Raw genomic sequence first — 21,720 nt, forward strand, 5'->3', positions numbered from 1 at the left:
CGCTCGTCCAATCCGGATCTGTGCGGACCCTTCTTCACGAGGGGCCTGCCTGAGCGGCTGGCTTCAGGAGCATCCGTCCCGAGTGAGAGAGAGATCCGCGTGTACGCCATCGTGCGCAGCGGTGGTCGCCAGCACAAGGTTGCTGTCGGCGACATCGTTGAGGTTGACAAGATTTCCACTGCCAAGGTTGGCGACACGGTCGAGCTCTCGACCCTGCTCGTTGTCGACGGCGAAGCCGTGACCAGCGACCCGTGGGTCCTGGCCGGCATCAAGGTCCAGGCCGAGGTCGTGGACCACCACAAGGGCGCCAAGATCGACATCCTGCGCTACAAGAACAAGACCGGCTACCGCCGTCGCCAGGGTCACCGCCAGCAGTACACGGCGATCAAGGTCACCGGTATCCCCGCGGCTGCGAAGTAAGAGGGACTGAGACATGGCACACAAGAAGGGCGCATCGTCCACCCGGAACGGGCGCGATTCCAATGCTCAGCGGCTCGGCGTGAAGCGCTTCGGCGGTCAGGTCGTTTCCGCTGGTGAGATCCTCGTCCGCCAGCGCGGCACCCACTTCCACCCGGGTTCGGGTGTCGGCCGTGGCGGCGACGACACGCTGTTCGCGCTGCAGGCCGGTGCCGTGCAGTTCGGTACGCACCGTGGCCGCAAGGTCGTCAACATCGTTCCGGCCGCCTGATCCAGCTTCTGCTGATCTAGAGCGTTCGTAACTTCCCGAGGGCGGATCTCAGCTCTTTCCGGCGCAAGCCGGGAAGAGAGGTCCGCCCTCGGCGCGTTGTCACATAGACACGTTTAATGGGCAGCAAGGCCTGCCCGGGACATTCCCGTATGTATCTGGAGGAACACCCATGACCACCTTCGTGGACCGCGTCGAGCTGCACGTCGCCGCGGGTAACGGGGGCCACGGCTGCGCCTCCGTTCACCGGGAGAAGTTCAAGCCGCTCGGCGGTCCCGACGGTGGCAACGGCGGCCGTGGCGGCGACGTCATCCTGGTGGTGGAGCAGGCGATCACCACCCTGCTGGACTACCACCACAGTCCCCACCGCAAGGCCACCAACGGCAAGCCCGGCGAGGGCGGCAACCGCTCCGGCAAGGACGGCCAGGACCTGGTCCTGCCCGTGCCGGACGGCACCGTGGTCCTCGACAAGGAGGGCAACGTCCTCGCCGACCTCGTCGGCCAGGGCACCACCTACGTGGCCGCAGAGGGCGGCCGCGGCGGCCTCGGCAACGCCGCCCTGTCCTCCGCCCGCCGCAAGGCCCCCGGCTTCGCGCTCCTCGGCGTCCCCGGCACCACCGGCGACGTCGTCCTGGAGCTCAAGACCGTCGCCGACGTGGCGCTGGTCGGCTTCCCGAGCGCCGGCAAGTCCTCGCTGATCTCGGTGCTCTCCTCGGCCAAGCCGAAGATCGCGGACTACCCCTTCACCACCCTCGTCCCGAACCTCGGCGTCGTCACGGCCGGCTCGACCGTCTACACGATCGCCGACGTCCCGGGCCTGATCCCCGGCGCCAGCCAGGGCAAGGGTCTCGGCCTGGAGTTCCTGCGCCACGTCGAGCGCTGCTCGATCCTCGTGCACGTCCTGGACACCGCCACCCTGGAGTCCGACCGCGACCCGCTGGCCGACCTCGACGTCATCGAGGAGGAGCTCAAGCTCTACGGCGGCGGCCTGGAGAAGCGCCCGCGCCTCGTCGTCCTCAACAAGGTCGACATCCCCGACGGCCAGGACCTCGCCGACATGGTCCGCCCGGACCTGGAGGCCCGCGGCTACAAGGTCTTCGAGGTCTCCGCGGTCTCCCGCACAGGCCTGAAGGAGCTGTCCTACTTCCTCGGCGAGGTCATCGCGAAGGCCCGTGCCCGCAAGCCGAAGGAGGAGGCGACCCGTATCGTCATCCGCCCGAAGGCCGTGGACGACGCCGGCTTCACCGTCACCTACGACGAGGTCGAGGACGTCTACAACGTGCGCGGCGAGAAGCCGGAGCGCTGGGTCCGCCAGACCGACTTCAACAACGACGAGGCCGTCGGCTACCTCGCGGACCGCCTCAACCGCCTCGGTGTCGAGGACGCGCTCCGCAAGGCCGGCGCCCGCGCCGGTGACGGCGTGGCCATCGGCTCCGACGAGAACGCGGTCGTCTTCGACTGGGAGCCGACCATGATGGCCGGCGCCGAGATGCTGGGCCGCCGAGGCGAGGACCACCGCCTGGAGGCCCCCCGCCCGGCGACCACGCGCCGCAAGGAGAAGGAAGCCAGGCGCGGGGACTCCGCCCAGCAGGAGTACGACGAGTTCCGTCCCTTCTGAGTGCCGGACGCCCTTGAGGTGGTGTTTACTCCGGTCGCCTAGGATCCACCGGGTGACCAGCACCATTTCTCCCACCGTTTCCGTCGTGGTGATCGCGTACAACGACGCCGGGCTCGTGGGCGAGGCCGTTTCCTCGGCTCTCGCCCAGGGCCCGGTGGTCGCCGAGGTCATCGCCGTGAACGACGCCTCGTCCGACGGCACCGCTCGGGTGCTCGACGAGCTGGCCGCCCGCCACCCCCGCCTGAAGGTGCTGCACCGCATGGAGAACAGCGGCGGCTGCGGCACTCCGCGCAACGACGGCATCGCGGCCGCGAGCGCCCCGTACGTGCTCTTCCTGGACAGCGACGACGTCATGCCCCCGGGAGCGGCCGACGCCCTGGTGCGGGCCGCCGAGGAGCACCGCGCGCCCGTCACCGTCGGCGCCTGCGTCAGGCGGGAGCTGCCCGAGGGCCGCGACGTCCCGTGGGCGCCCGGGGTGTACACCGCGGGCGACGTGATCGAGCGGCCCGCCGACCGGCCCGGGCTGGTCCGGGACACGCTCTGCGTCAACAAGCTGTACGACCGTTCCTTCCTGGACAAGCATTCGATCCGCTTTCCCGACGGTCGTTTCATCTACGAGGACTTCGTCTTCACCGCCCGCGTCCTGGCCGCCGCCCCGCGCATCGCGGTGATCGGCGACCTCGTCTACGTGTGGCACGTGCGCCGCAGCGCCGCCCAGGTGTCGATCTCCCTGGACCGCAAGGACGTGGGCAACTGGCGCTCGCGCATCGAGGCCCACCGCACGGCCTCCCGGATCATCAGCGCGTCCTCGCCCGAGCTGGGCCGCGCCTGCCAGGTCAAGTTCCTGGAGTACGACCTGCGCATGTACCTGCGCGAGCTCGGCAAGGACCCCGAGTACCAGGCCGCCTGGTGGACCCTGACCCGCGAGTACGTCGACACCTTCGCCGAGGCCGACATCGAGGCCGCCGCGGCGCACGCCCGCTGGATCGTCCGGGTGCTGCGCGCGACCGCGACCCCGCCCGCGCCCGCGGACCTGGACCGGCTCATCCGCTTCGCCGCCGACCCGCCCCGCCTGCTGCCCCCGTACGCCACCGGCGCCGACGGGCTGCCGGTGTGGAGCGCGGAACTCCCGGTCGGGCTGGACGGCCTGGCCGGGCTGCCGGTCGCCGAGCTGCCCGTCGCCATCGACGCCGGGCCGGCCGGCTCCGCCGGGCTGCGGATCCACGTGCACGACCTGTACGGGCGCCTCGCCGCGGCCGGGCCGCACACGGCGTACCTGCGCTTCGTGCCCCGCGCGGGCGGCGAGCCCGTGGTCACCCGGTCTGCCGGGCTGCGGCCCGAAGAGGCCGGCGGCTGGAGCGCGGTGCTGCCGTTCCGGCTCACCGCGGTGGCCGCCGCCGGGCGCCGCACGGGCGGGCGCGGGATGCAGGCCTGGAACGTCGAAGTGGGCGTGGAGTGCGAGGACGGGAGCTCCCTGCTCACCTCCCCGCGCCCCCTGGACGGGTTGCTCCACCGCCGCGCGCTGGCCAGCAGCCGGTACGGTGTCCTGCTGGCACAGCCGTTCCGTGCCGCGGGCGGCTCGCTGGGCCTGCGGCTCGCGCCCGGCGCACAGGGCGCGCTCAGCTTCGTACGCAACCGTTTGCACCGGGCCATGGCGGGCCGCGCGTCGGGCTGAGGCACACCAGAGATATCGGACAGGACTCGGGAGACACGGCATGACTTTTCTGATCACCGGTGGCGCCGGATACATCGGCGCGCACGTCGTCCGCGCGATGCTGCTCGCGGGGGAGAAGGTGGTCGTCCTGGACGACCTCTCCACGGGCAACGAGGACCGCGTTCCGGAGGGCGTCCCGCTGGTGATCGGGTCGGTCCTGGACCGGCTGGTCCTGGACGAGACCATCTCCGAGCACAAGATCACCGGCGTGGTGCACCTCGCGGGCAAGAAGCAGGTCGGCGAGTCCGTCGAGAAGCCGCTGTACTACTACCACGAGAACGTCCAGGGGCTCACGGTCCTGCTGCAGGCCGTTGCCGCCGCGGGCATCCGCAACTTCCTCTTCTCCTCCTCCGCCTCCGTGTACGGGATGCCCGACGTTGACCTGGTCACCGAGGAGACCCCGTGCGCGCCGCTGAGCCCGTACGGCGAGACCAAGCTGACCGGCGAGTGGCTGGTCCGCGCGGCCGGCAAGGCGCACGGCATCTCCACCGCCTGCCTGCGCTACTTCAACGTGGCGGGCGCCGCGACGCCCGAGCTCGCCGACACCGGCGTCTTCAACCTCGTCCCGATGGTCTTCGAGCGGTTCGACGCGGGCGAGGGCGCGCGGATCTTCGGCGACGACTACCCGACCCCGGACGGCACCTGCATCCGCGACTACATCCACGTCGAGGACCTCGCGGATGCGCACGTCGTGGCCGCGCGCAAGCTCGCCGAGTGGGGTGCGCAGGGCCAGTACCAGGACCTCACCGTGAACATCGGCCGCGGCGAGGGCGTCTCCGTACGGGAGATGGTCGAGCTGCTGAACGAGAACACCGGGCACACCCACGAGCCCGTGGTCACCCCGCGGCGCCCCGGCGACCCGGCGAAGGTCGTGGCCTCGGCCGACCGGATCGCGGCCGAGCTGGGCTGGAAGGCGCGGCACGACGTCCGCGAGATGATCACCTCCGCCTGGAAGGGCTGGGAGGCCAACCGCAAGGGCTGACCCGCCCGCCCGCGTACGTACGAAGCCGCCCGCCCCGGTCGTGTCCGGGGCGGGCGGCTTCGTACGTACGCGGGGGAGAGGGCGTCAGCGCTCCAGGAAGGAGAACAGCTCCTCCCACCGGTCGGTGATCTCGGCGCTGGAATACCGCTGCACGTGGCGGAAACCGGTGTCGCCGAGCCGGTCGCGCAGGGCGCGGTCCGACATCAGCGCGTCCAGGTGGCCGGCCAGCTCCATGGTGTTGCCCAGCCGGGCCAGCAGCCCGTCCTCGCCGTGCTCCACGATCTCCCGAACGCCCGGCGCGCAGTCGAAGGCGGCCACGGGCACGCCCGCCGCCATCGCCTCCAGCAGGGTGATCGGGAACCCTTCGGCCCGGGAGGCCTGCGCGAACACCGAGGCCCCGCGCAGCGCCGCCAGCACGTCGTCCGTACTGCCCATCCACTCCACGGAGTCGTCGAGCCCGAGCGAGGTGCAGTGCGCCCGCAGCGCCGGCTCCTCCACGCCCGCGCCGTAGACCCGCAGCACCCAGTCGGGGTGGCGCGGGGCGGCGTCGGCCCACGCGTCGAGCAGCAGGTCCATGCCCTTCTCGAACGCGAGCCGGCCCACGGTCGCGACGACCTTCTCCGTGCGCGGAGCGGGGGCGTCCGGCATGAAGGGCAGCGGGTTCGGCATGCTCCCCACGTTCTCCATGCCCGCCCGGATCCACAGGTCCGCGTCCTCCGGGGTCAGCACCAGCATCCGGTCGACCTCCGGGTAGTAGCGGCGTACCCGCTCGCCCCGGGTGGACTTCTGGCTGGCCTCGAAGGACTCGTGGCTCATGCCGATGACGTTGAGGCCCTTGGTGTCGGCGAGGGCCACCCACTCCATCGCCCAGACCTGGGTGACGATCACGACGCCGCCGGGACGGGCCGCGCGGAAGAGGTCGTTCAGCGTCTGCGCCTTGGCCCGCATCCGGGCCCGGCGGGCCGCCTGGCGGCGCCGCTCGGGGGCGTTGAGCCGGCCCTTGATCCCGTGCAGCCGGCGGGCCTTGGGCGGGTGGGCGTCGTAGAGCGTCGTCATCTCGTACGGGAGGTCCTGCGGCAGCTTCTGCCGGATCTCCTCGGCGACCGGGGCGATGCCGACGATGTGCACCCGGTGCCCGCGGTCGGTGAACAGCTGGGCCATCTGGTGCGACCAGGTGGTCACCCCGCCGAGCTCGTCGACGCTGTTGGAGACGAGGAAGATGTCACGGCCGCCCGACGCGGACCCGGCGGTGTGCTGGCTCACTTGCCGCTCCTGGTGAAGAACTTCTCGACGATCTGGCGGGCCGCGTCCCCACGGTCGTACTCGCCGAACTCGGTGAGGAAGCGCTGGCGCGCCTCGGCGTACTTGGCGTCCGCCTCGTCGAAGGCGGCGAGGGCCTGGAGGAGCTCGTCCGCCGTGGCCACGACCGGGCCCGGGGCCTTCTCCTTCAGGTCGAAGTACGTGCCGCGGATGTCGGTCGCGTACTTGTCGTAGTCGTACGCGAAGAACAGCATCGGCCGGTCCAGGACCGCGTAGTCGAACATCACCGACGAGTAGTCGGTGACCAGTCCGTCAGCGAGCGCCAGCAGCGGGGTGATGTCGTGGTGCTTGGACACGTCGATCACCCGGCCCTCCACCGACGGCGGCAGCGAGACGCTGTTGAGGTAGTGGGTGCGCACCAGCAGCGTGAAGCGGTCGCCGAGCCGGTCGGCGAACTCCTCGACGTCGAAGGGGAACTCGAAGCCCTCGACGGTGCCGTCCGCGCTCGCCCGGAAGGTGGGCGCGTACAGCAGGACCTTCTTGTCCGGGGCGATGCCGAGCTCCGCGGCCAGCGGCCCGCGCACCCGCTCGCCGCTGTGGGCCTCGCTGCGGTGCGCCTCGACCAGGGCGTCGTTGCGCGGGTAGCCGGTGCGCAGCAGGACCTCGTCGCGCAGCCGGAAGCCCTTGGCGAGGGTGCGGGTGTCGTGCTCGGAGCGGATCAGGAAGTGGTCGAAGCGGTCGACGGCCGCCTGGAACCGGGCCTGGCCGGCCCGGCCCTGCGCCTTGGTGCGCGGCTCGTGGAAGCCCATCCGCTTGAGTGCGGAGCCGTGCCAGGTCTGGATGTACGTGGTCCCGGAGCGCTTGGCCAGCGCCAGCGGGAAGCCCTGGTTGTCGACCCAGTACTCGGCCTGCGCCAGCGCCCGCAGGTACGGCCAGCTCCAGCGCCGGACCAGGGTGGCCTCCTTGGGGAAGCCGGTGGGCTTGCCGCCCGCGTAGGACCAGATCGCCTCGAAGGGCACGCCCTGGCGCACCATCTCCTCGTAGATCGCCTTGGGGCTGTCGCTGTACTGCTTGCCCATGTGGCTCTCGAAGACGACCGTGCCCTTCTTGATCGGCAGCTTCGAGAAGACCTCGTGGTAGACCTTCACCTTCTGCTCGCCCGAGCCCAGGTTGCGGCGGGCCTTCAGGGCCCTGCGCAGGCTGCGCTTGACGACACCGGCGGCCTTGCCGTGCATCGCGCTGTTGATCAGCGTCTGGGTGCGCACGGCTGCGGCGCCCTCGGCGGTCAGGACGTAGGAGAGGTTGCCCTTCTTGGTCATCTCCGGCTCGAAGCGGTCCGAGACCAGCCGGGTCAGCCGGGGGCGGACCCGCAGGCGCGCCGCCTTCTCCAGGTCGACCCCGCCGACCGAGACGCGGGTGGTGACCCGGTCCGCGTCGGCCGTCAACTTCAGGCGCACGTCCCAGACGGCGTCGATGATGCCGAGGGGGCGGATCGTGCTCCCGATGTCGGCCGTCGCGGTCCACTCGATCGTGTCACCGGCGTGGCGCACGGTTGCCGCCGGGAAGCTGAACGAGCGCACCCCGATCTGCCGACGGGCCCGGAATTCGAGTGAGGCCTTGAGTTCCGCTTCGGGCTTGATGCGGCCCAGCGGGTTCACGACGGCGCCGGAGAGCGTCACCGTGCCGCGCCCGTCGTCCTCGTACGAGGTGAGGCGGTTGCCCAGGGTCAGGGAGCCGATCGGGGTGGTGTGGAAGCCCTGGTCGGTGACATCCAGTATCCGGCGGGCCTCGGTGTCCTCGGGGTCGTCGATGTGCTGTGCGCACCAGTAGACGCGGCCGTCCCGCTCGGCCAGCGGGGAGGAGAGCCGGCCCTTGTTGGTCATGGCGTCGGCGGCCGGCAGCAGGTTGTCCCAGTCCTCCTTGCCCAGCAGGTAGGCGCAGATGGCCTGGAGGTGGTTGACGTTGTCGTACGCCGCCGGGTCGATGCCGGCCAGGTAGCCGTTGGCGAGGCGGGCGAACTCCTGCCGGTACGCGTCACCCAGCAGGGGCAGGTCACGCAGGTGGAGCACCAGGTCGTGCTTGAGGAACTTGGCGTCCTTCGCGGACTTGATCTGCGCGTGGCCCTTCGCCGCGAGCAGCTCGTCCACGCGCCGGTGGATCTCCATCCGGTGGACGAAGTTCGCGATCTCGTGGCGCCGGTTGCTGATCGACTTCGCCGCGGCCTTCTCGACCACGTTCCAGAAGTAGACGTGGTTGGGGATCAGCGTGATGCGGCGGGCGGCGACGTAGGCCTGCGCGGAGAACAGCAGGTCCTCGTAGTGGATCCCGACCGGGAACTCCAGGCCCTGCTCCAGCAGGAACGCGCGCCGGTAGCACTTGTTCGTGGAGAGGGTGTCGTAGACCAGCAGGTCGGGGAACTCGGTGATCGACTCCAGCGTCCGGGTACGCGAGTAGATCCAGGGGTACCACTCGGTGGTCTTGCCCCACCGGTTGTCGAGGTGCACGCGTACGCACATGCCCGAGACCAGGTCGGAGCCGGTCCGCTCGGCGGCGGACAGCATGTTGCGGCAGGCGTTTCGTTCCAGCACGTCGTCGCTGTCCAGGAACATGACGTACGTGCCGGTGGCCTGCCGGATGCCGTGGTTGCGCGGCGCACCGCAGCCGCCGCTGTTCTCGGGCAGCTGGAAGGCGCGCACTCTGCCCGGGTGGGCTGCCTCCAGCTCCTGCGCGACCGCGTAGGACCGGTCCTTGCTGCAGTCGTCGACGATCACGACTTCGACCCCGTGCAGGGTTTGGTCCAAAACCGACTGGACGGCTGTCGGCAGACGCTCTGCGTCGTTGTAGACGATGACGACCACGGAGACGTCAGGCACGTGCACCTCGATCCCTTCGTTCCATTCCGCTTATCCCGTCAAAGCTACCGTGTGCCGCACTCCACTCAGGCAGGCCGATGGTCGGCGTGCATACTTCTAAGGAAGAGGTGAGTGGCGGGTCCGGTCGCCGACAATCACCCGTTCGGACCCAGCAGGAAGTGTTCATGAAGCTGTCCGTAGTAGTCCCTTGCTACAACGAGGAAGCTGTTGTCGACAGCTTCGACCTCGAAATCCGCAGGGTCCTGGACGCCCTCCCCGTCGAGTACGAGGTCTGCTACGTCGACGACGGCAGCCGCGACGGCACCCTCGAAAAGCTCCGCAAGATCGCCGCGCAGCACGGCGAGCGCACCCGGTACGTATCCTTCAGCCGCAACTTCGGCAAGGAGGCCGGCATGCTCGCGGGCCTCCGCGAGGCCACCGGCGACGCCGTCGTGATCATGGACGCGGACCTCCAGCACCCGCCGGAGCTCATCGCGACCATGATCGACTACTACCGGCAGGGACACGACCAGATCATCGCCCGCCGCACGCGCGAGGGCGACAAGAAGCTCCGCTCGGCCCTCAGCCGCCTCTATTACCGGGGCATCAACCGCTGGGTCGACGTGGAGCTCACCGACGGGGTCGGCGACTTCCGGTTGCTCTCGCGCCCGGCCGTGGACGCCCTGCTCTCGCTGCCGGAGTACAACCGCTTCTCCAAGGGCCTCTTCTCCTGGATCGGCTTCGACACCGTCCACTTCGACTACCGCAACGCCCAGCGCGAGGCCGGCGAGACGAAGTGGAAGTTCGGGTCCCTGCTGAACTACGGCATGGACGGGCTGATCTCGTTCAACAACCGCCCGCTGCGCATCGGCATCTGGCTCGGCGTGTCGCTGGTGGCCCTGACCGGGCTGTACGCGCTGTGGATCACCGTCATGGCGATCACGAACGGCGTCGAGTCGCCCGGCTACGTCACCCTCGTCGCCCTCATCACCGGCCTCGGCGGGGTCCAGATGATCATGCTGGGCCTCATCGGCGAGTACATCGGCCGCATCTACTACGAAACCAAGCGTCGCCCGCACTTCCTCGTGAAGGAAGCGCACGGCGCGGAAGGAGTGCCCGGCGTGTCCAAAGCAGTGATCGCGGAGGACAGCCGCCGATGACGAAGGACAGGAAAGAGCAGCTCGGCCAGGTCATACGGTTCGCCCTCGTGGGCGGCGTGAACACCGGCACCTTCTTCCTCATCTACCTGCTCCTGCACCCGTGGATGCCGTACTTCCTGGCCTTCACACTGGCGTTCGGGCTGTCGATGATCGGGTCGTTCTTCATGAACACCTACTTCACCTACCGGACCCGGCCGACCTGGAAGAAGTTCCTCCTCTTCCCGCTGACGAACGTCACGAACTACGTGGTCCAGTCGGTGGGCGTCTACGCCCTCGTCGCCTGGGCCGGCATGGACAGCAAGATCGCGCCGCTGGCCGCGGCCGTCATCGCCATCCCGTTCACCTTCCTGCTGTCGCGCAAGATCCTCACTCCGGGAGCCGCGGCGCAGAACGCCGACCCCGAGCCGGTCAGCGGCGCGTCCAGGCTCTGAAACCCCCGCGCAGTGCCCGCCTGCCACCCCGTAGATTGAGGTGGCAGGCAAGGCATTCGGCAAGGGGCAAGGGGACAGAAGTGTCAGCGGCTAGGCAAGGTGTCGTGGACGCCCGCAGGATCGTGGTCAAGGTCGGCTCCTCCTCCCTGACGACGGCGGCCGGCGGGCTCGACGCCGACCGGGTGGACGCGCTGGTCGACGTACTGGCCAAGGCCCGCAGCGGCGGCGAGAAGGAGATCGTCCTGGTCTCCAGCGGCGCCATCGCCGCCGGCCTCTCCCCGCTCGGACTGCGCCGCCGCCCCAAGGACCTCGCCCGGCAGCAGGCCGCCGCCAGCGTCGGACAGGGACTGCTCGTCGCCCGCTACACCGCCTCCTTCGCGCGCTACGGAGTCCGCGTCGGCCAGGTGCTGCTCACCACCGACGACACCAGCCGGCGCGCCCACTACCGCAACGCCTACCGGACGCTGGACCAGCTCCTCGCCATGGGCGCCCTCCCCGTGGTCAACGAGAACGACACCGTCGCCACGGACGAGATCCGCTTCGGAGACAACGACCGGCTCGCGGCGCTGGTGGCCCACCTGGTCCGGGCCGACCTCCTCGTCCTGCTCTCCGACGTCGACGGCCTCTACGACGGCGACCCGTCCCTGCCCGGCACCACCCGCATCGACGAGGTGCGCGGTCCCGAGGACATCGCGCACGTCTCGATCGGCAGCGCCGGCAAGGCGGGCGTCGGCACCGGCGGCATGGTCACCAAGGTCGAGGCGGCCCGCATCGCCGCCGCCGCCGGCATCCCCGTCGTCCTCACCTCGGCCAGCCAGGCGGCCGACGCGCTGGCCGGGCGCCTGACCGGCACGCACTTCCACGCCACGGGCCGGCGCTCCGCGGACCGGCTGCTGTGGCTCCAGCACGCGTCGACCCCCCAGGGGCACCTCGTACTGGACGAGGGCGCGGTGCGCGCGGTCACCGAGCGCGGCAGCTCCCTGCTGCCGGCGGGCATCGCCGCCGTCGAGGGCGACTTCGTGGCCGGGGACCCCGTGGAACTGCGGGCCACCGACGGCCGGGCGGTGGCCCGTGGCCTGGTCAACTTCGACGCCAAGGAGCTGCCGCAGCTCCTCGGCCGCTCCACCCGAGAGCTCGCGCGGGAACTCGGACCCGCGTACGAGCGGGAGGTCGTCCACCGTGACGATCTGGTCCTGCTCCAGGGCTGAGGTTCCGTAAAACCGCCGCGCGGTGCGCCGAGGACTGGTCAACTGTGAGGGGCGGACACGCGTAGCGCAAGAACAGGAGGCGGCTGGTGAGACGAGCGCTGACCAGCGTCGGCACGGGGGACGGCGGCGGAGTCGGGCAGGACGACTCCTCCCGCCTCTGGCACGTGACCCTGAGCGTCTCCGGCAAGCCGGCGCCGCTGTCCGAGGTCCGGCGCGGGCTGGAGCAGCTGGCCCACGACCACCCCTTCCTGCTGACCAGCCGGTACGCCGACGACCACGCGGAGATCCGCTACTGGGAGGAGGCCCGCGACCTCCACGACGCGGCCGCCGTCGCCCTGCGGCTGTGGGGCGAACACCGTTCCTCGGCGCAGCTCCCGCCCTGGGAGATCGTCGGGCTGGAGGTCATCGACCGCGCCACCTACCACCAGCGCGTGGCGGAGGGCTACGGTCCGCCCCCGGCCCACCCGGTGGGCGTCCACCCCTACTGACGCGACCCTCGCACCGCTTCGCGGGCTTCGGGCCGCTGCGCCGGACTCCGTACGGCGACGGCCGGACCGACGGGGGCCGCCCGGGCCGGCCGCGCAACGGCCGTCTCGGGGGGTGGAACCCCCGCCGGGCGGGGGGTCGGTGGGGACTACCCTGGCCGCATGACCTCGCTCGATGACGCCACCGCCACCTCGCCCGTCCTCGCCACCGCGCAAGCGGCCCGCACGGCGGCCGCCGCCATCGCCCCGCTCCCGCGGTCCGCCAAGGACGCGGCCCTGCTGGCCATCGCGGACGCGCTGGAGGCCCGTACGGCCGAGATCGTCGAGGCCAACGCCACCGACACGGCCAAGGCGCGGGCGGCCGGCACCAGCGAGACCGTCATCGACCGGCTCACCCTGACCCCCGAGCGGGTCGCGGCCATCGCCTCCGACGTACGGGACGTCGCCGCCCTGCCCGACCCCGTCGGCGAGGTCGTCCGCGGCTCCACGCTCCCCAACGGCATCGACCTCCGCCAGATCCGCGTCCCCCTCGGCGTCGTCGGCATCATCTACGAGGCCCGCCCCAACGTCACCGTCGACGCCGCCGCCCTCTGCCTGAAGTCCGGCAACGCGGTCCTGCTCCGCGGCAGCTCCTCCGCGTACGCCTCGAACACCGCCCTGGTCGCCATCCTGCGCGACGCCGTCGAGTCCGCGGGCCTGCCCGCCGACGCGATCCAGCTGGTACCCGGCGAGTCCCGCGACTCCGTCCGCGAACTGATGCGCGCCCGCGGCCTCGTCGACGTGCTGATCCCGCGCGGCGGCGCCTCCCTCATCAAGACCGTGGTCGAGGAGTCCATCGTCCCGGTCATCGAGACCGGCACCGGCAACTGCCACGTCTACGTGGACGCCCAGGCCGACCTGGCCATGGCAGTGGACATCCTCGTCAACTCCAAGGCCCAGCGGCCCTCCGTCTGCAACTCCGCCGAGACGCTCCTCGTCCACCGCGACATCGCCGACGCCTTCCTGCCGCTCGCCCTCGACGCGCTCGCCGACGCCGGGGTGACCGTCCACGGCGATGCCCGGGTGCTCGCCTTCGCCGAGGACTCCAAGGTCACCGCGCTCCCCGCCACCGACGAGGACTGGGCCGCCGAGTACCTCTCGTACGACATCGCGGCCGGCGTCGTGGACTCCCTCGACGACGCCGTCGCCCACATCCGCCGCTGGACCTCGGGCCACACCGAGGCGATCGTGACCACCTCGCAGGCCGCCGCGCGCCGCTTCACCCAGCTGGTCGACTCGACCACGGTCGCCGTGAATGCGTCCACCCGGTTCACGGACGGTGGCCAGTTCGGCTTCGGCGCCGAGATCGGAATCTCCACCCAGAAGCTGCACGCCCGGGGCCCCATGGGCCTCCCCGAGCTCACCTCGACCAAGTACATCGTCACCGGCGACGGTCACGTTCGGTAATCGCAGCCGGGACGCCGCGTGGCCGGATTTCGGCACATGCCCTGCCCAAACCCGCCCCCCAGGTCTACGCTGGTGCTGTGCCGGACGACGTGGGGGGCAAGCCGTTCCCGGACGACGGGACCCCCGAAGACGATGCAGACGACCGCGGAGGCGCGGACAAGGACTTCGCCTCCGTGGTGTTCGACGAGGACTTCGTCCGGAACGCCGAGATCCACGAACCGAGCGCCGCGGAGCGCCAACGGGCAGCCGACCGGGCCCGCGCGGAGGCCGAAGCCGCCCGCGCCGTCGCCGGCGGCTGGCAGGGCGACGAGGACTACGCCTACGGCCATCCCGACGGATACGGGCTCGACGAATCCGGCTGGGAGCACGGCCACGGCTACGGCTACGCGGAAGGCCCGTACGGGGCCTACGGCGGCAGCCTGCGCCCCTACCGCGGCCGCTCACCATGGCTGCGCCCCGTCGCCTGGGTGCTCGCCTTCGTGATGGGCCTGGGCATGGTGGCCCTCGCCTTCAGCGCCGTCTACCGAAGCGCCGCCGCCGACGCCGACCCCGCCGGCCCGGCCCCACTACCCGCCAGCACTCCGATGGGCGAAGTCACCGGCGCCAAGGCGTTTACGCAGCCCGTCGGCCGCCAACCCTGAAGGTACGACCCCACTCCCTTTTTCGCCGGAGCCGGGGGCTTCTCTGAAGCGGGGACAGCGGGGAGAAGCGATGGCCATGCCAGGAGATCCACCCAACGGCACCCCCGAAGGCATCGGCGGGGGCGACGACGAGTTCCGGGCGGACGAGTACCGGTCGGTGGTGTTCGACGACGACTTCGTCAGGGCTGCCCGCATCCAGGAGTACTCCGCCGAGGAACGCCTCGACGGGCACACCCGTGCCGTACGCAGCCGCTCCATCTGGTCCGGCGGCTACGCGGGCTCCCGCACCGGCAGCCCCGGCCGCGGAGCCCGGCAGGGCATGCTGCTCGTGCTGCTCATCGCTTCGGCCTTCGCCGCCGCCGTCTACATGGGCCTGCGCAACCCGTACGTGCCACCCGTCGGCGGCCGCGCCGAGCCGCTCAGCAGCACCGTCGTCCCGCTGGCGCCCAGCGTGACCGTCCCGGGCGGCCGCCCGGCCGACCTGTACGCCCAGAGCCCGGCCGCGCAGTACCGCGTCGGGGCGGCCGGGATCACCCTGCCCGGGGTGCGCCGCACCCATCACTTCACCGAGAGCCAGGTACTCGTCGCCCTGACCGTGGCCAAGGACTACCTGGTGCAGTCCTCGCTGGACCCGGACGTGCTGTCCTCCGCCGCCTCCCGGCCGGTGCGGGTCCTGCTCGACCCCGACCAGCTGGCGCAGTTCGACCGCAGCATGCTCTCGCCCACGGGCGACGGCCGGCACGCCGCCACCGGCTGGCTGGTGCGCTTCGACGCGGGCGCGGCCGTCGTGGCCGACTCCCGGGTCCGGGTGAGCGGCACCCTCGCAGTCGAGGAGGTGAGCCCGGAGGTGCTGGAGGTGACCACCGACCACACCTTCGTCTACGCCGTGCGCCCGGCCACCGGGCCGCCGACCGCGGCCGACGGCGCCTCGCTCTTCACCGTCCGCCGCGAGCTGCGGCTGCGCTTCGACCGCGAGGACCTCACCGCCCGGCGCGCCGAGCTGGCCTCGGCCTATGTGATGGCCGGCCCGCAGGACTGCTCCGCCGACCCCGCCGCGGGCTTCCGCCCGCTGATGGCCGGGGCCGGGCCGACCACGGTCGGCCCGGCTGCGAGCGACCCGTACGCCAGCGGCCATCCGCGCAAGACGGCCGGGCTGTGCGGCGTACTGGCGGCGACGCCCGCACCGGCGCAGAGCGTCAGCCCCGTTCCGTAGACCCGCCGCCGTCCTGGCCCTTGCCCTGCGCGTCGCTGCCCGCGTCGCTCGCTCCACCCGCTCCGGCTCCGGCTCCGGTGAACTTGTCCCGGAGCTTGCCGCCCAGGTCGCCCGCGCCGCCGGCGATGTCGCCGACCAGCTTCATCAGCGGGTCCTTGCTGGTGCGCACCGAGTCGGCGTAGTGCGCGGCCGACTGCCGGAAGGAGTCGGTCACCGAGGTGTCCTTGTCCTCGTCCCGCCGCGGGTAGTGGCCGTCCATGATCCGCTGGTGGTCCCGGGTCTGCGACCACTTCTTCAGCTCGGCCGCCCGTACCGTCGTGAAGGGGTGCGTGCGGGGCAGCACATTGAGGATCTTCAGCACGGAATCGCGCAGGTCGCCGCTCTCCTCGTACTCCTCGGCCTGGGCGAGGAAGGCGTCGATGTTCATCTCGTGGAGGTGGTTGCCGCCCGCGATCTTCATCAGCCCGCGCATCGAGGCGTTCACGTCCTGCCCCACCAGCAGACCGGCCCGGTCCGCCGAGAGCTCCGACTTGCGGAACCACTCCCGCAGCGCGGTCACGATCGCCATGATCGCCACATTGCCCAGCGGGATCCACGCCACCTTCAGAGCGAGGTTCGTCAGGAACAGCAGGATCGTGCGGTACACGGCGTGCCCCGACAGTGCGTGGCCCACCTCGTGGCCCACGACCGCCCGCATCTCCTCCTCGTCGAGCAGCTCGACGAGGCCCGTCGTCACCACGATGATCGGCTCGTCCAGCCCGATGCACATCGCGTTCGGCTTCGGGTCCTGCTGCACATACATCTGCGGGACCTTCTCCAGGTCCAGGATGTAACAGGCGTCGCGCAGCATCGCGTACAGGTGCGGGAACTGCGTCTCGCCCACCCGCACGGAGTCCGACAGGAACAGCAGCCGCAGGCTCCGCTCCGGAAGGAGCCCGCTCAGGGCCTTGAACACCGTGTCGAACCCGCTCAGCTTGCGCAGCGCCACCAGCGCCGAGCGGTCCGCGGGGTGCTCGTACGCCCGCGAGGAGATCCCGGGGAACCTCCTGCGGTCCCGTGCCGGTGCCTTCTCGAATCCCGTGTCCGTCATAGCGCCTCCCCCTCGATCTGACTTCCAGCCTGTGCGTCTATCCTCTCCAACGCCTGAGTCGACGTGAGCGTGCCCCAGGCCCCCGCATACGATGTGAGCGAAATCTCCGCCCGCTCCCCGACTCGATAGGTACCTGCCTGATGAGCCTCGCCACCACCGCCAACAGCCTGGTCGTCCTCGCCTCGGAGGGGGCCGAGCACGGCGGCAACCACGACAGCCTCAACCCCTACCTGACCGGCGGCGCCGCGTTCGTCATCCTGATGCTGCTGCTGTGGGTCACCACGCGCCTGAACCGCGACCGCTAGATCACCTCGCGTACGCGCTCGAATGCGGGTCCGGACCGGTCCGCCGGGCCAGTAGGCTCTGCGCTCATGGAAGAGCAGGAAGTGCCTACCGGCCCGGTCAAGCGCCGGCTCGGCGTGATGGGCGGGACGTTCGACCCGATCCACCACGGCCACCTGGTGGCCGCCAGCGAAGTGGCTGCGCTGTTCCACCTCGACGAGGTGATGTTCGTACCGACCGGTGAGCCGTGGCAGAAGTCGCAGCGGGCCGTGTCGTCCGCCGAGGACCGCTACCTCATGACGGTCATCGCGACCGCCTCGAACCCGCAGTTCTCGGTGAGCCGCATCGACATCGACCGCGGCGGGCCGACGTACACGATCGACACCCTGCGCGACCTCAGCGCCCTCAACGACGACGCCGACCTGTTCTTCATCACCGGCGCCGACGCCCTCGCACAGATCCTGACCTGGCGAAACGCCGAGGAGCTCTTCTCGCTGGCCCATTTCATCGGCGTCACCCGGCCGGGCCACGCCCTCACCGACGACGGTCTGCCGGAGGGCGGCGTCTCCCTGGTCGAGGTGCCCGCACTGGCGATCTCATCCACGGACTGCCGCGCCCGGGTCGCCAAGGGGGATCCTGTCTGGTACTTGGTTCCGGACGGCGTGGTGCGCTACATCGACAAGCGTGAGCTGTACCGGGGAGCCTGAGCTTCCGGAGAGAGGGGCCCCGCGGTGAACGACCGACAGGATCAGTACGACCGGTACGATCCGCACGCCCACGAGCAGCAGCTCATCGGCTACGACGAGTACGGGCGGCCGGTGTACGGCCAGGTGCCCGCGCAGCCGTCGCCCACCCCTGCCCAGCAGTACGAGCAGCAGGGCTACGGGCAGCAGCAGTCGTACGGCGGGTACGGCTACCAGCCGTACGACCAGCAGCCCCAGCAGCAGTACTACCCGCCGCAGCAGCCGCAGCAGGACTACGCCCAGGCCCCGGCGTACGGCTACGACACTCAGGCCACGCAGCAGTGGATCCCGCAGCAGGCCGCCCCCGAGGCCCCGGCCCGGCCCCCCGCGGCCGAGCCCGCACCGGCCCCGGAGCCCGAGTTCCGCCGGCCCGCCCCGCAGGTCCCGGAGCCCCGCCGGTCCGACGCCGCCCCCGGGCAGCAGTCCGCCGGGTACCGCACCGAGCAGTTCGACTTCATCGACCAGCCGGACGAGGACTCCGAGGACGTCATCGACTGGCTCGCCTTCACCGAGAGCCGCACCGAGCGCCGCGAGGAGGCCCGCCGGCGCGGCCGCAAGCGCGTGGTGGCCCTGATCGTCGCGCTCGCCCTCTTCGTGGTGGGCGGCCTCGGCTACCTCTGGTACGCGGGCAAGCTGCCCTTCCTGGAGGGCCCCGGAAAGGCGAAGGACGCCGCGGCCGCCACCGGGCCGCAGAAGCGCGACATGATCGTCGTGCACGTGCACAACACCAAGAAGGGCGGCACCTCCACGGCGCTGCTCGTCGACAACGTCACCACCAAGAAGGGCGCCACCGTCCTCGTGCCCAACACCCTCAACGTCCCCAAGGAGGACGGCAGCGCCTCCGCCCTCGGCAAGGCGGTCGAGGAGGGCGGCCTCGGTGTGCGCGAATCCCTCGACACAGTGCTCGGCACGCACATCGGCGGCACCTGGCGCCTGGACACCCCCTTCCTGGAGAACCTCGTCGAGCTGGTCGGCGGCATCGAGGTCGACACCGACACCGCCGTGCCCGCGGACGACGCGGCCAAGGCCCCGGCCGTGGCCCAGGGCCAGAAGCAGAGCCTCAGCGGCGCGATGGCGGTCGCGTACGCCACCCACCGCGGCCAGGGCGAACCCGAGGCCAAGCAGCTGGACCGGCTGGGCAAGGTCCTGTACGCCGTACTGCGCAAGGTCCCCGGGGACGCCAAGTCGGCGACGATGACGGTCGAGAGCATCGGCCAGATCCTGGACCCGGCGCTGAACGCGCAGACCCTCGGCGCCATGCTGGCCAAGCTCGGCGAACACGCCAAGGTGGGCTCGTACCGCACCGACGTGCTCGCGGTGAAGCCCGACGGCGGTCTGACCGACGACGCCAACAAGACGGTCGTCAAGGAGGTGCTCGGCGGCTCCTTCACGGCGGCCCAGGCCGGCGCCGCCCCGCGGGTCGGCCTCAAGGACGCCAGCGGCGACGACAAGAACCAGACGGCGGCGAAGGCGGCGCTGCTCAACGGCGGCTACTCGCTCGTCGACGGCGGCAAGGCGGACAAGACCGCTCCCGCGTCGCAGATCACGTACCAGGACGACGCGCAGCGGGACCGGGCGATCGAGGTCGCCAAGACGCTGGGGCTGCCCGAGACCGTCGTGAAGAAGGGCGAGAACACGGTCAACGCGGACATCGTGGTGATCCTGGGCAAGGACTACAAGACGTCCTGAGCCTTGCCCGGTCAGGGCTCCGAGGTGGGGATACGCCCGCGCGGGACGTTCCGCGCGGGCGGTGACGGCGGTACATGAGACCCTTGTATGGATCTGCCCGCCAACCCGAAAGCATGGCCAGTGACCGCCACGGACCGCTCCATCGAGCTCATCACCGCCGCCGCCCAGGCCGCGGCCGACCGGCTCGCGCACGACATCATCGCGTACGACGTCAGCGACGTGCTGTCGATCACCGACGCCTTCCTGCTCGCCTCGGCGCCCAACGACCGCCAGGTCAAGTCGATCGTGGACGAGATCGAGGAGCGCCTCCTCAAGGAGCTCGGCGCCAAGCCGGTGCGCCGCGAGGGCGACCGCGACGCCCGCTGGATCCTGCTCGACTACATCGACATCGTCGTCCACGTGCAGCACAGCGAGGAGCGGGTCTTTTACGCGCTGGAGCGCCTGTGGAAGGACTGCCCCGAGATCGACCTGCCCGAGGACGCCAAGCTCACCAAGGGCAAGGCCGAGGAGCACGCCAAGCTGCGTGAGGCGGCGGGCGACGACGACCTGGACGGTGATCTGTTCTGAGCACGCCCACCAGGGGGAAGACCGGCCGGAAGATCGTCCTCTGGCGGCACGGCCAGACCTCGTGGAACCTGGAGCGCCGCTTCCAGGGCTCCACGGACATCGAGCTGACCCAGACCGGTGTGGCGCAGGCGCGCCGCGCCGCCCGGCTGCTCGCCTCGCTGAAGCCCGACGCCATCATCGCCTCCGACCTGAAGCGGGCCTCCGCCACGGCCGACGAGCTGGCCGCCGTCACGGGCCTGCCCGTGACGCGCAGCGCCGCGCTGCGCGAGACGTACGCGGGCGAGTGGCAGGGCCTCACGCACGACGAGATCGTCGAGAAGTACGGCGAGCAGTACGCGGCGTGGAAGCGCGGCGAGCCGGTCCGCCGCGGCGGCGGTGAGCTGGAGACCGAGGTCGCCGACCGGGCCGCACCCGTGGTCCTGGAGCACGCGGACCGGCTGTCGGAGGCCGGCACGCTGGTCGTGGTCAGCCACGGCGGCGCCATCCGTACGACCATCGGCCGTCTGCTGGGGCTGGACGCGCACCACTGGGAGAGCCTCGGCGGGCTCTCCAACTGCTGCTGGTCCGTCCTCGGCGAGGGCGCGCGCGGCTGGCGGCTGATGGAGCACAACGCCGGCACGCTGCCGGAGCCGGTTCTCGGCGACGACGACTGAGCGCTTCCGCCCGCCTCCCACCCGGATTTCACTTTCCGGCTGGTCACAGGCTAGAGTTCTTCTTGTTCGCAGCGCAGAACACCGGAAACGGGGGGAGCGCAGCGGAGAGCGGGGCTATAGCTCAGTTGGTAGAGCGCCTGCATGGCATGCAGGAGGTCAGGAGTTCAATTCTCCTTAGCTCCACAATCAGGATCCCGTCCCCAACAGGGGGCGGGATCCTTGCTTTTGTCCCTTGCTGACCAGGCGCGCACCGGCATGGCAGAATCGGACGGCCGGAGGGGGACACGACGGCCCGACGCGGGAGGGAGTCGCTGACGGATGGGTGCACACCGGCGGCGGTGCGACTGGTGCAACAACGGCACGCCGATCGTGCGGGACATGGACCCGATCAACTCCGACTACCAGTACTGGTGCGAGGAATGCGCGCGGGCGCTGATCATAAAAGGCGACCCGATCGAGACGTACCGCGAGCTGGAGGGTGAGCCGATCTACGGGCGCCTGCTCGACGAGCACTGCACGCTCAAGCGCTTCTACCAGTTCGCGCGCGCCTGACGATCTGTGCCAAAACGGACATGGTCCGCGGTCCACGGAAACCGATTTTTGGACCAGGGCCATGACCGTGTAATGTTTGGGACGTCGCCAAGGGGAACCGGAAACGGAGAGCCGAGGCGGCGGGCAAGACAAGGGGCTATAGCTCAGTTGGTAGAGCGCCTGCATGGCATGCAGGAGGTCAGGAGTTCAATTCTCCTTAGCTCCACAGTGAAGAAGCGGGCCACCCGGATCGGGTGGCCCGCTTCTCGTTGTGCGGTCGTCCGAGCGGGCGTCACGGGTGCTGCGGTACCCTGACGCCATGCGTGCCGTACGCCTTCTGCTTACCGAGCCGCGCTGATCAGTACCGACCCACGAGACGGTCGGCATCGGCGCGGCGTCCCCTCCTGTGCGAGGGGTTTTTTCGTTTGGGCAGGCAGAGACGGCAGAGACGATCGATGGAGCTTCAGAAA

At 70.7% G+C, this 21,720-nt stretch carries 21 protein-coding genes and 2 tRNA genes; 20 read left to right on the plus strand and 3 right to left on the minus strand.

What is annotated here, in order from left to right; genetic code table 11:
- Window positions 1-99: 99 nt before the first annotated feature.
- The 5 genes from rplU to galE all read left to right on the plus strand — a co-directional run bounded on the left by rplU (window position 100) and on the right by galE (window position 4,999).
- Window positions 100-420: a 50S ribosomal protein L21 gene (gene rplU, locus AB0M99_RS15285; RefSeq protein WP_365920392.1), complete on the plus strand. Its 321-nt coding sequence runs from the start codon at window positions 100-102 to the stop codon at window positions 418-420.
- A gap of 13 nt (window positions 421-433) precedes the next feature.
- Window positions 434-688, plus strand: a complete 255-nt coding sequence (rpmA, locus tag AB0M99_RS15290) for a 50S ribosomal protein L27 (RefSeq protein ID WP_030027134.1) — start codon at window positions 434-436, stop codon at window positions 686-688.
- Between the two features lie 169 nt (window positions 689-857).
- Window positions 858-2,303 (plus strand): GTPase ObgE, encoded by a 1,446-nt coding sequence (gene obgE / locus AB0M99_RS15295; protein WP_365920395.1) that lies wholly within the window; start codon window positions 858-860, stop codon window positions 2,301-2,303.
- Window positions 2,304-2,355: 52 nt separating this feature from the next.
- Complete coding sequence (locus AB0M99_RS15300) at window positions 2,356-3,978, plus strand: glycosyltransferase family 2 protein (RefSeq protein WP_365920397.1); 1,623 nt, start codon at window positions 2,356-2,358, stop codon at window positions 3,976-3,978.
- A 40-nt stretch (window positions 3,979-4,018) separates the two neighbouring features.
- Window positions 4,019-4,999, plus strand: a complete 981-nt coding sequence (gene galE, locus AB0M99_RS15305; RefSeq protein WP_365920399.1) for a UDP-glucose 4-epimerase GalE — start codon at window positions 4,019-4,021, stop codon at window positions 4,997-4,999.
- A gap of 84 nt (window positions 5,000-5,083) precedes the next feature.
- Here galE and AB0M99_RS15310 read toward each other — a convergent pair whose 3' ends face one another.
- Both AB0M99_RS15310 and AB0M99_RS15315 read right to left on the minus strand, forming a co-directional pair.
- Entirely contained in the window at window positions 5,084-6,262 is a 1,179-nt protein-coding gene (locus AB0M99_RS15310) for a glycosyltransferase (RefSeq protein ID WP_365920401.1), read from the minus strand.
- A complete protein-coding gene (locus tag AB0M99_RS15315; protein WP_365920403.1) occupies window positions 6,259-9,138 on the minus strand; it encodes a bifunctional glycosyltransferase family 2 protein/CDP-glycerol:glycerophosphate glycerophosphotransferase in 2,880 nt (959 codons plus the stop codon). Before AB0M99_RS15315 ends, AB0M99_RS15310 begins: the two co-directional genes overlap by 4 nt.
- Before the next feature lie 158 nt (window positions 9,139-9,296).
- Here AB0M99_RS15315 and AB0M99_RS15320 point away from each other — a divergent pair, with 158 nt between their 5' ends.
- The 7 genes from AB0M99_RS15320 (at window position 9,297) to AB0M99_RS15350 (ending at window position 15,695) form a co-directional block, all read left to right on the plus strand.
- Window positions 9,297-10,271 carry a glycosyltransferase family 2 protein gene (locus AB0M99_RS15320; protein WP_365920405.1) on the plus strand — a complete coding sequence of 325 codons (975 nt, stop codon included), beginning with the start codon at window positions 9,297-9,299 and terminating at the stop codon, window positions 10,269-10,271.
- Window positions 10,268-10,702, plus strand: coding sequence for a GtrA family protein (locus AB0M99_RS15325; RefSeq protein ID WP_365920407.1), 435 nt, complete (start codon window positions 10,268-10,270; stop codon window positions 10,700-10,702). Before AB0M99_RS15320 ends, AB0M99_RS15325 begins: the two co-directional genes overlap by 4 nt.
- Before the next feature lie 80 nt (window positions 10,703-10,782).
- A complete protein-coding gene (proB, locus tag AB0M99_RS15330; protein WP_365920409.1) occupies window positions 10,783-11,910 on the plus strand; it encodes a glutamate 5-kinase in 1,128 nt (375 codons plus the stop codon).
- Between the two features lie 98 nt (window positions 11,911-12,008).
- Window positions 12,009-12,398, plus strand: a complete 390-nt coding sequence (locus tag AB0M99_RS15335) for a hypothetical protein (RefSeq protein ID WP_365920448.1) — start codon at window positions 12,009-12,011, stop codon at window positions 12,396-12,398.
- A gap of 159 nt (window positions 12,399-12,557) precedes the next feature.
- Window positions 12,558-13,841: a glutamate-5-semialdehyde dehydrogenase gene (locus AB0M99_RS15340; RefSeq protein WP_365920411.1), complete on the plus strand. Its 1,284-nt coding sequence runs from the start codon at window positions 12,558-12,560 to the stop codon at window positions 13,839-13,841.
- A 77-nt stretch (window positions 13,842-13,918) separates the two neighbouring features.
- Window positions 13,919-14,482 (plus strand): hypothetical protein, encoded by a 564-nt coding sequence (locus tag AB0M99_RS15345; protein ID WP_365920413.1) that lies wholly within the window; start codon window positions 13,919-13,921, stop codon window positions 14,480-14,482.
- A 70-nt stretch (window positions 14,483-14,552) separates the two neighbouring features.
- On the plus strand, window positions 14,553-15,695 hold the full coding sequence (locus tag AB0M99_RS15350) for a hypothetical protein (protein ID WP_365920415.1): 1,143 nt from the start codon (window positions 14,553-14,555) through the stop codon (window positions 15,693-15,695).
- On the opposite strand, the gene AB0M99_RS15355 is transcribed toward AB0M99_RS15350, so the two are convergent.
- Window positions 15,679-16,785: a M48 family metallopeptidase gene (locus AB0M99_RS15355; RefSeq protein WP_365920417.1), complete on the minus strand. Its 1,107-nt coding sequence runs from the start codon at window positions 16,783-16,785 to the stop codon at window positions 15,679-15,681. The two genes, AB0M99_RS15350 and AB0M99_RS15355, sit on opposite strands and share 17 nt — an antisense overlap.
- Before the next feature lie 140 nt (window positions 16,786-16,925).
- Between AB0M99_RS15355 and AB0M99_RS15360 the strand changes: the two genes are divergently transcribed.
- The 8 genes from AB0M99_RS15360 (at window position 16,926) to AB0M99_RS15395 (ending at window position 21,476) form a co-directional block, all read left to right on the plus strand.
- Complete coding sequence (locus tag AB0M99_RS15360; protein WP_365920419.1) at window positions 16,926-17,090, plus strand: hypothetical protein; 165 nt, start codon at window positions 16,926-16,928, stop codon at window positions 17,088-17,090.
- A 66-nt stretch (window positions 17,091-17,156) separates the two neighbouring features.
- Window positions 17,157-17,774 carry a nicotinate-nucleotide adenylyltransferase gene (gene nadD, locus AB0M99_RS15365; protein ID WP_365920421.1) on the plus strand — a complete coding sequence of 206 codons (618 nt, stop codon included), beginning with the start codon at window positions 17,157-17,159 and terminating at the stop codon, window positions 17,772-17,774.
- Window positions 17,775-17,798: 24 nt separating this feature from the next.
- Window positions 17,799-19,499, plus strand: a complete 1,701-nt coding sequence (locus AB0M99_RS15370) for an LCP family protein (RefSeq protein WP_365920423.1) — start codon at window positions 17,799-17,801, stop codon at window positions 19,497-19,499.
- Window positions 19,500-19,619: 120 nt separating this feature from the next.
- Window positions 19,620-20,066, plus strand: a complete 447-nt coding sequence (gene rsfS, locus AB0M99_RS15375) for a ribosome silencing factor (protein ID WP_365920425.1) — start codon at window positions 19,620-19,622, stop codon at window positions 20,064-20,066.
- The gene (locus AB0M99_RS15380) at window positions 20,063-20,719 is read left to right on the plus strand and encodes a histidine phosphatase family protein (RefSeq protein WP_365920450.1); all 657 of its coding nucleotides are present in this window, start codon (window positions 20,063-20,065) and stop codon (window positions 20,717-20,719) included. The genes rsfS and AB0M99_RS15380 overlap by 4 nt, the downstream gene beginning before the upstream one ends.
- Window positions 20,720-20,829: 110 nt before the next feature.
- Window positions 20,830-20,902, plus strand: a tRNA-Ala gene (locus AB0M99_RS15385).
- A gap of 135 nt (window positions 20,903-21,037) precedes the next feature.
- Window positions 21,038-21,271 carry a hypothetical protein gene (locus tag AB0M99_RS15390; protein WP_365920427.1) on the plus strand — a complete coding sequence of 78 codons (234 nt, stop codon included), beginning with the start codon at window positions 21,038-21,040 and terminating at the stop codon, window positions 21,269-21,271.
- A gap of 132 nt (window positions 21,272-21,403) precedes the next feature.
- Window positions 21,404-21,476, plus strand: a tRNA-Ala gene (locus AB0M99_RS15395).
- Window positions 21,477-21,720 lie beyond the last annotated feature (244 nt).

The sequence above is a fragment of the Streptomyces sp. NPDC051183 genome (genome assembly GCF_040682455.1).
Taxonomy (GTDB): Bacteria; Actinomycetota; Actinomycetes; order Streptomycetales; family Streptomycetaceae; genus Streptomyces.